7 protein-coding genes are annotated in these 8748 nt (G+C 65.8%); 3 read left to right on the top strand and 4 right to left on the bottom strand.

Translation table 11 applies throughout. The features are described 5' to 3' along the window. Nucleotides 1–167 precede the first annotated feature (167 nt). Together ACKODO_RS15980 and ACKODO_RS15975 are read left to right on the top strand one after the other, a co-directional pair. Nucleotides 168–1355: a pyridoxal phosphate-dependent aminotransferase gene (locus ACKODO_RS15980; protein WP_408984436.1), complete on the top strand. Its 1188-nt coding sequence runs from the start codon at nucleotides 168–170 to the stop codon at nucleotides 1353–1355. After that, nucleotides 1348–2400: an AbrB family transcriptional regulator gene (locus tag ACKODO_RS15975; RefSeq protein ID WP_408984435.1), complete on the top strand. Its 1053-nt coding sequence runs from the start codon at nucleotides 1348–1350 to the stop codon at nucleotides 2398–2400. Before ACKODO_RS15980 ends, ACKODO_RS15975 begins: the two co-directional genes overlap by 8 nt. 299 nt (nucleotides 2401–2699) lie before the next feature. Here ACKODO_RS15975 and ACKODO_RS15970 read toward each other — a convergent pair whose 3' ends face one another. The 4 genes from ACKODO_RS15970 to ACKODO_RS15955 all read right to left on the bottom strand — a co-directional run bounded on the left by ACKODO_RS15970 (nucleotide 2700) and on the right by ACKODO_RS15955 (nucleotide 6578). Then, the gene (locus ACKODO_RS15970) at nucleotides 2700–3485 is read right to left on the bottom strand and encodes a crotonase/enoyl-CoA hydratase family protein (protein ID WP_408984434.1); all 786 of its coding nucleotides are present in this window, start codon (nucleotides 3483–3485) and stop codon (nucleotides 2700–2702) included. A gap of 3 nt (nucleotides 3486–3488) precedes the next feature. Continuing rightward, nucleotides 3489–4340 (bottom strand): hydroxymethylglutaryl-CoA lyase, encoded by an 852-nt coding sequence (locus ACKODO_RS15965; protein ID WP_408984433.1) that lies wholly within the window; start codon nucleotides 4338–4340, stop codon nucleotides 3489–3491. A gap of 318 nt (nucleotides 4341–4658) precedes the next feature. Next, nucleotides 4659–5633 (bottom strand): sugar kinase, encoded by a 975-nt coding sequence (locus ACKODO_RS15960; protein ID WP_408984432.1) that lies wholly within the window; start codon nucleotides 5631–5633, stop codon nucleotides 4659–4661. Nucleotides 5634–5705: 72 nt separating this feature from the next. Further along, nucleotides 5706–6578, bottom strand: a complete 873-nt coding sequence (locus tag ACKODO_RS15955) for a VOC family protein (protein WP_408984431.1) — start codon at nucleotides 6576–6578, stop codon at nucleotides 5706–5708. A 311-nt stretch (nucleotides 6579–6889) separates the two neighbouring features. Between ACKODO_RS15955 and edd the strand changes: the two genes are divergently transcribed. Next, complete coding sequence (gene edd, locus ACKODO_RS15950) at nucleotides 6890–8734, top strand: phosphogluconate dehydratase (protein WP_408984430.1); 1845 nt, start codon at nucleotides 6890–6892, stop codon at nucleotides 8732–8734. Nucleotides 8735–8748 lie beyond the last annotated feature (14 nt).

The following is an 8748-nucleotide window of genomic DNA, read 5'->3' as shown; positions in this document are numbered from 1 at the left end:
ATCCGCGATCTCCTGAGGAAATGAGCGGAATTCGGCAAGATCGAGAGAGCAGGGAGGAGCTGGCCGCCCTTTCCTGCATCACCCGCCGGGCTTATCCATCACTCCATTTCATCCATCGATCGAAGTGGCGAGATTGCTCTTTGCCGGTCTTTCCCGCATGAAGAGCCATGCTTTCGCCTGAACGTTTCCCCCTTCGTCCCGAAGCTCTGGCCGCGCCGTCAAGCGGCATTGTCGAGGTCTTCGATTATGGTCGCAACAGGCCGGGCCTCCTGCCGCTCTGGGTGGGGGAGGGGGATCGCGCCACACCTTCCTTCATCATCGAGGCTGCCAGCCGGTCGCTCGCGGCAGGCGAGACTTTCTACACGCATCAGGCCGGCATTCCGCCGCTGCGTGAGGCGATCGCGGCCTATCTCACCCGCATATCGGGCCAGAAGGTGGGGGCGGAGCGCATTTTCGTCACGAATGGCGGCATGCATGCTTTGCAGATCGCGGTGCGGATGACGGCCGGTTCGGGTGACGAGGTGATCGTTCCCACGCCGGCCTGGCCGAATTTCCGCGGTGCGCTGGAGGTGGCCGGCGCCACCACCCGAGAAGTGCCGATGCGCTTCGGGAATTCCGGCTGGCAGCTCGAAATCGACGATATCGCGCGGGCGATCACCCCGCGCACCCGCGCGCTGTGCATCAACTCGCCGGCTAATCCCACGGGATGGACCGCAACTCTCGACGAAGTCCGGGCCATGCTGGCACTTGCCCGCAAGCATGGCCTCTGGATCATCGCCGACGAGATCTATGGTCAGTTCTTCCATGACGCACCCCGTGCGCCCTCGTTCCGCGACCTGATGAACGAGGAGGATCGCATCCTCTTCGTGCAGACGTTCTCGAAGAACTGGGCCATGACCGGCTGGCGCATGGGCTGGCTGGAGGCGCCGCCGGCCCTGGCGCAGGTCATCATCAATCTCATCCAGTATTCCAGCTCGGGCACGCCCGTTTTCGCGCAGCGCGCGGGTATCGCGGCGCTGGAAGGGGGCGATTCCTTCATCGTCGAGCAGGTGCGGCAGGCGAGGCTCAATCGCGATCAGTTGATCACGACCCTTTCCGCCGTGCCGGGCTTCCGCCTCGCGCCGCCGCCGGGTGCCTTCTATCTGTTCTTCGGGGTCGAAGGCGCGACGGATACCCGCGCACTTGCCTTCGATCTGATTGATCATGCCGGCGTCGGGCTCGCGCCCGGCACGGCGTTCGGCACGGGTGGCGAGGGCTTCCTGCGGCTCTGCTATCTGCGCAAGGGTGAGGATGTGGCGGAAGCCGCGAACTGCCTCGCGGCGCGCATCCGGGCGCGCGCCGTGGCTCATGCCTGATCTTTCGCCGCTCCTGCTCCTTGGCCGGATGATTGTGGCCGGCCTCGCAGGCGTGGCGCTCTTCTGGGTTGCGGGTCTGCCGGCGCCCTGGCTTTCGGGCTCGATGGTCGGCGTCGTGTTCCTGCTCGCGGCCGGTGCGCGCGTGGCGATGCCGGATCTTTTGCGTGATATCGGCATGCTTTTCGCGGGCGTCGCGATGGGATCGGCGATCACGCCCGAAATGATCCAGGCGATCGGCCGCTATCCGCTCTCCTTCGCCATTCTCATCCTCACGATGATCGGCATCACGCTGGTCGGCCGCATCGTTCTCGTGCGCTTCTTCGGCTGGCAGAGGGATGTTGCGCTGTTCGCCTCCGTGCCCGGCGCGATGTCCGTCGTTCTCGCGACCGGCGCATCCGCCGGAATCGACCTGTCGCGCGTGGCGGTGGTGCAGGCCTTCCGGATGTTCGTGCTGGTCGCGATCCTGCCGAGCATCGTCACGCTCTCCACGAGCACCGGGCGGGTGGCGGAAGTGACGTTCATCACCGCGCCCGCCTTTGCGCTGCTGATGGCGGTGGCCGTGGCAATCGCATTCCTCTTTGAGCGGGTGCGGGTGATCGCGCCGTTCCTGTTCGGCGGCATGGCGGCCGGCGGCCTGACGCATGCGACGGGCTGGCTGCCGGGTGCGCCGCCGGCATTCATCGTCGATGCCGCGATGTTCTTGATCGGGGTCTATGCCGGCTCGCGCATCGCCGGCATCACGCTCCAGAGCCTCCGGCAGATGTTCCTGCCCGCGCTTTTCTCGTTCCTCGCGAGCATGGCCGTTACGGCAATCGGCGCGAGCCTTGCCATCGCCTTGGCCGGGGCGCGGCCTGCGGAAGCGCTGATCGCCTTCGCGCCGGGCGGGCTCGAGGCGATGATCGTGCTCGGCATTGCGCTGGGGCTTGATCCGCTCTACCTCGCCTCGCATCAGGTCGGGCGGTTCGTGCTGATCGCCGCAGCCTTGCCTTTCCTGTTCCGTCGGCGGGCAGGCGCAATTACGCCGGATTCCAGCTCTGGGGCGTGAGCAGGTCGATCGCCTCGAAGCGCGCGGATCGCGCATAGGCGTGGAGCCCGGACATCCCGCGATCCCAGTCGGGCATGATCCGCCCGATTTCGCGATGGGCGATGATGCCTCAAGGCGACGCTTCGGCGCCGAACGCCTGCCCCTTGTTTCGGTGGAAATTCCGCTGAACGGCATTTTGTGCCCAGCGCGGCGCTGCGCCTTCCCTTCCGGCGCCTCGCGGCAAACCCTCGGATGCGCGCCTTGCGCGATCGCTGGAAGAACGGGCGGGGCACCCCCTGCTTCCGCCTGCTGCCACTGCGTTACTTCACCCAGCTCGCCTTCCGCTTTTCGAAGAAGGCGGAAACACCTTCCATCGCTTCCGGGTTCTCCCAGGTATCCGCGAGGCGGCGGATCGTGTCTTCGATCACTTCGGAATCGATGCGCGGACCCATGGCGCGCGCCAGCGCCTTCGAGGCCGCGACCGCGCCGGGCGCGGTCGCGAGATAGGGCTTCGCCTCGGCCATCACGGTGGCATCCAGATCTTCCGCCGGGACCACCTTCGCGATGAGGCCGAGCTCCACCGCTTCCCGCGCCTCGAAGAGCCGCGCGGACATGAAGACCCGCCTTGCGCGACCCTCGCCCATCCGCGCCAGCACGTAGGGCGAGATGGTCGCCGGGATGAGCCCGAGCTTCGTTTCGGTGAGGCCGAGCTTCGCTCCCTCCGCCGCGATGGCGACATCGCAGACCGCAATCATCCCCACGCCGCCGCCGAAGGCATTGCCATGCACGCGGCCGATCAGCGGCTTTTCCAGCGTGTTGAGCGCATAGAGCATCTCCGCAAGCTTGCGCGCCTCGGCCATGCGCTGCACGCGCGTCGCGGTCATTTGCTGGCGCATCCAGCCGAGATCGCCACCGGCGCAGAAGCTCGCGCCTTCCCCCGCGAGGATGACCACGCGGATGGCCGGATCGGCATTGATGCGCGCGGCGATGCCCGTGAGTTCCGCGATCATCGCGGGCGAGAGCGCGTTATGCTTCTCCGGCGCGTTGAGCGTTAGCGTTGCTATGCCGGTATCGTCCCAGGCGAGACGGAGGGTTTCGAGGCGCATGGCTTATCCCCTGAGGCTGCGCGCGAAGGCGGCGACGGATTCGAGCTTCGCGAGGTCCAGTCCGGTCTCGTAGCCCCTGGCGTGGAGCATGCGCGCCACCGCGAGGGTATCCACATTACCTTTCGCGCCTGGCGCATAGGGGCAGCCCCCGAGATTGCCGACGGAGGCATCGAACACGCGCAAACCCCGCTCGAGGCTCGCCGCGATGTTCTCCAGCGCCCGCCCGCCCGTATCATGATAATGCCCTGCGAGCTTCGCCGGTGGCACTGCCTTCGCCACCACATCGAGCATGCGCGCGATGCCCTCGGGTGTCGCCTTGCCGATCGTGTCGCCGAGGCTCACCTCGTAACAGCCCATGCCGAAAAGCGCGCCTGCGACCTCCGCTGCCTTCCCCGGCGGGGTGGGCCCGTCATAAGGGCATTCGACCACGCAGGAAATGTAGCCGCGCACGGGCATGCCGTCAGCTTTCGCGGCGGCCACCACCGGTTCGAAGCGCTGCAAGCTCTCGGCGATGGCGCAGTTGATGTTCTTCCGGCTGAAGCCTTCGGAGGCGGACGCGAAGATCGCGACCTCATCGGCCCTTGCCGCGCGCGCGCCTTCATAGCCCTTGAGATTGGGCGTGAGCACCGCATAGCCGATGCCCGGCTTTCGCGTGATCCCCGCCATCACTTGCGCCGCATCCGCCATCTGCGGCACCCATTTCGGCGAGACGAAACTCGTGACCTCGATGCGGTCAAACCCGCATTCGGAGAGGCGATCGACGAGTTCGATCTTTTGCGCCGTGGGGATGAGGCGCGCCTCGTTCTGCAGGCCGTCACGCGGGCTCATCTCGAAAATGCGGACATGCTCGCCCATGCAACTCCCCCGGTTCTTGCCTCGCGGTTGCTGGTATACCAACGCCCAGGAGGCAAGGGAAGCCGACTGAAGCATGTTGCGCAAGAGTGGAGACCGGTTTTGCCGGTCAGCCTGCGACCACGACCAGTCGCCTCGAGCGCAAACCGATCTGACAGAAAGAGATCTGGCGCTCACTCTTCTTGTTTTCGCATCCGCTTTTTCCGCCAACCGGCATTCACCCCCGCCTTCGCAGGGGCATGCTTTGCTCGAAAATGCTTCTCTCTTTATCTTATCGCATTTTCTTTGCGCGAACCGGTGCCCACTTCGCTTGAAAATGCTCTAGCCGCGGCTCGCGCGGAAGCTTTCCACGGCGGCGCGCTTCGGCATGGGCGCCACCGCCCCATGGCCGAGGGTGGCGAGCGCAGCTGCCGCATTGGCGTGGGAGGCGGCCGCGAAAGGATCACCCGTGCGGAGCCATTCCGCGAGGAATGCACCATCGAAGGTGTCGCCCGCGCCAGAGGCATCGACCGCTTCGACCGGATAGGCGGGAACCAGCGCGCGCGACGCTGGAATCGCGACCATCGTGCCGTTCTTGCCGAGGGTCAGCGCGACGATTTTCGCGCCAAGGCCGAGATAGAAATCGCAGATGTCCTCGGGCGTCTGCAAGCCCGTGAGGATCTGAGCATCATCGAGGCCGGGCAGCGCGATATCCGCCTCGGCCATCGCGGCATGGGTGATCGCGCGGGCGCGCTCGATGGGCCAGAGCTTGAGGCGCAGGTTGGTATCGTAGCTTACCGCCGTTCCGGCCCTCTTTGCCGCCGTGATGGCCGTGAAGATCGCGTCGGCGCAAGTTTCGGAGATTGCCTGGCTGATGCCCGAGACATGCAGCACGCGCGCCTCCGCGATGAGATCGGCGGGAATCTCGGCGGGCGTCATGCGGCTCGCGGCCGAGCCTTTCCGCCAGTAGCTGAACTGATGCCCGTCCGAGCCATTGGTGATGAAATAGAAGCCGGTGGAGCCGTCGGCGCGGGTGATGACACGCGAGGCATCGACACCCTCCCTCGCCCAGAGGCGCAGGAAATCCGCGCCGAAGGCATCCGCCCCCAGCGCGGTGAAATAGGCGCAGGCCGCGCCCTGTCGCGCCGCCGCGATGATGGCGTTGGAGGTATCCCCGCCATGGCCCGGCAGGTAAAGCCGCTCACCACCGCGCGTGACTTCGGCGAATTCCATCATGGGTTCGCCGATGGCCAGCAGATCGAAACGCCGGGCAGCCGGAACGGGCAGGGCGTAGGCGGAAACCGGCGCGGCAGGCATCGACAAACTCATTTCATACGATGATTATGAGCCTCTCTTCGCGTATTCCGCCTGCGGGCGCAAGGCCCGGCATCACAGCTTCCGGAAACCGATTGTGATGCCAAAAGGCTCGCGAACCTGAAATTCCGCGGCATCCGGGGTCGCTCCGAGCGTCGTCGGGAGGCGTTGGAATTCGCTCTCCTCGCGGATGGCAAAGGTGATCGTATCGAGGCCGGTGACGTCCGGATCACGCGGGGCTGCACCCGCGCTGTTCCAGGCATTGAGGCCGATATGGTGGTGATAGCCACCCCAGGAAAGAAAGCGCGCGCCGGGCCGACGATGGGTGATATCCGCTCCCGGAACATCCTGCCACCACGTCGCAGCGCGATCGACATCGCCCACCTGAAGGTGGAAATGCCCGATTCGCGTTCCAGCCGGAAGGCGCGGGATTTCATCGCCGGGGGCGGCGTGTTGCACGAGATCGCGCACGGCCATCGGGCCGGTCGTCATGTCGACGCCTTCGTGGTTGCGACGCCAATCCGCTCGCGGGCGATCGACATAAACCTCGATGCCATTGCCTTCAGGATCGCTGAGGTAGAAGGCCTCGCTCACCGCGTGGTCGGAGGCGCCCTCAAATCGTGCGCCGCTGGCATGCGCCGCAAGGAACCAGCGGCCGAGTTCGGCGCGGGTCGGCGCCAGATAGGCGATGTGGAACAACCCCGAGCCGCGCCCGGAATTGGCGCTTGCTTCGGGCCGATGCCGGATGTGAAGGAAGCCGACGCCACCAGCGCCAAGCGTGATGCGATCGCCTTCCGCGCCAATCCTCTCGAATCCGAGCTTTTCCACATAGAAGCGGGAGAGGGCTTCCGCGTCCCGTGCGACAAGCGCAGCGGCCAGGGGATAGACCGGAGAATGTTCGGATTCGAGAAAGGATTTCGCCGTGGAAACCTTCGCCATCACGTTCATGGAACGCTCCATTTCAGCGCTGGGCAATCGACGGTGCCGCGCCCTTTTTGGATGCACCTTGCGAATTCGCCCTTCAATCCTCCACTTTGCTAGGTGATAATGCGAAATCGCAAGAATTGACCACGCTTGCCCCGGCTCTTGCCGCGCGGCAAGGTCAACGGCTATCGCGCGCAGCCAAGCACGATTGTATTTTTCCTACACGTGTCGTAATTTTTGCACATCTTTGATCCGGAATCCGGTCCGGATGAAGAAGAACCACATCGGCAGTCGAATCCTGCCGGGTGACGGACGACATGCCCGAGGAACCGCGAATGCCGAATTCTGCCCCGCTCTCGCCCGTTCTGGAGGCGGTACGCGCCCGCATCGAGGCGCGCTCGTCGGAAAGCCGCACGGCTTATCTCGCGCGCCTGGCGACCATGCGGCGGGACATGCCGCCCCGGCGGAAGCTCTCCTGCGGCAACCTCGCCCATGCTGCTGCAGCATGTTCCGCCAGCGAAAAGCTGAAGATCGCGAGCGGTTCCGCTCCCAATCTCGGCATTGTCACCTCCTACAACGACATGCTCTCGGCGCACCAGCCGTTCGAGACCTATCCGGCGATCCTCAAGGCGGCCGCGCGGGAGCTGGGCGCCACCGCGCAGGTCGCGGGCGGTGTGCCCGCGATGTGCGATGGCGTGACCCAGGGACAGCCGGGCATGGAGCTGTCGCTGTTCTCGCGCGATGTGATCGCGATGGCGACGGCGGTGTCGCTGTCGCATAACGTGTTCGATGGCGCGCTGATGCTCGGCGTCTGCGACAAGATCGTGCCGGGATTGGTCATCGGCGCGATGAGTTTCGGGCATCTGCCGGTCGCCTTCGTGCCGGCCGGTCCGATGCCCTCGGGTCTTCCGAACGACGAGAAGACCCGCGTGCGGCTGGCCTTTGCCAGCGGTGAAGCGGGCCGGGACGCGCTGCTCGAGGCCGAGATGAAGAGCTACCACGCGCCGGGCACCTGCACCTTCTACGGCACGGCGAATTCCAACCAGATGATGATGGAACTGATGGGTTTGCACGTGCCCGGAACGGCCTTCATTCCGCCGGGCACGCCGTTGCGCGAAGCGATGACGCGCGAGGCCGTGCGCCTCGTGCTTGCCCGCGCGGCCGAGGGCCTCGGCATGGGCGAGATGCTTGATGCCCGCGCCTTCATCAATGCCATGGCGGGCCTGCATGCCACGGGCGGTTCAACCAATCACCTGATCCACCTCATCGCGATGGCGCGTGCCGCGGGCTATCGCATCACCTGGGAGGATTTCGCGGATCTTGCGAAGGCCGTGCCTTTGCTCGCGCGGATCTATCCCAATGGTTCTGCGGATGTGAACCAGTTCCAGGCGGCGGGCGGGCTCGCTTTCGTGACGCGCGAACTGATCGGGGCGGGGCTTCTCTTCGAGGATGTGCCGACGCTGGCGGGGCAGGGCCTCTCGGCTTATGCGAAGGAGCCGGTGCCGGACGGTTGCGGCATTGCCTATCGTGAACCGCCGGCGGTCTCGCCCGCGCCATCCATCCTGCGCGGCGTGGCCGATCCGTTCTCGCCGGAGGGCGGCCTCGCGCTGGTCACGGGTCCCCTGGGCCGGGCGATCGTGAAGACCTCGGCGGTGGCGATGGACAAGCAATCGCTGACCGCGCCGGCCCGTGTCTATGAAAGCCCCGAGGCCTTCCAGGCGGATTTCAAGGCCGATGCCATCACCAAGGATGCGGTGATCGTCGTGCGCAATCAGGGCCCGAAGGCGAATGGCATGCCGGAGCTGCATTCGCTCATGCCCATGCTCGGCGTGTTGCAGAATCGTGGGCTCAAGATCGCGCTTCTCACCGATGGACGCCTCTCCGGCGCATCCGGCAAGGTGCTGAGCGCGCTGCATCTCACGCCGGAGGCGCAGGAGGGCGGTCCGATCGCGCGGCTCCGGGATGGCGATGTCATCACCATCGATTCCGTTGGCGGGCGGCTGGAGGCAGAGATGGATGAAGCCGAATTCGCGCGCCGCATGCCGGCGGTCTCGGTCCAGCCCTCCGCCGGGGAAGGGCTGGGCCGCGAGCTGTTTGCCGGCTTCCGCGCCGGAATTGGCCGCGCCGATGAGGGTGCTGCGATCTTCTGGGGGAATGACCCCGCGCCACCTCAATCATAGCGCAGGTCGCGCGC

Origin of the sequence: Rhabdaerophilum sp., from assembly GCF_046092605.1 — a bacterium.
Classification (GTDB): Bacteria; Pseudomonadota; Alphaproteobacteria; order Rhizobiales; family Beijerinckiaceae; genus Rhabdaerophilum.
This window is presented reverse-complemented; position numbering and strand designations above follow the sequence as displayed.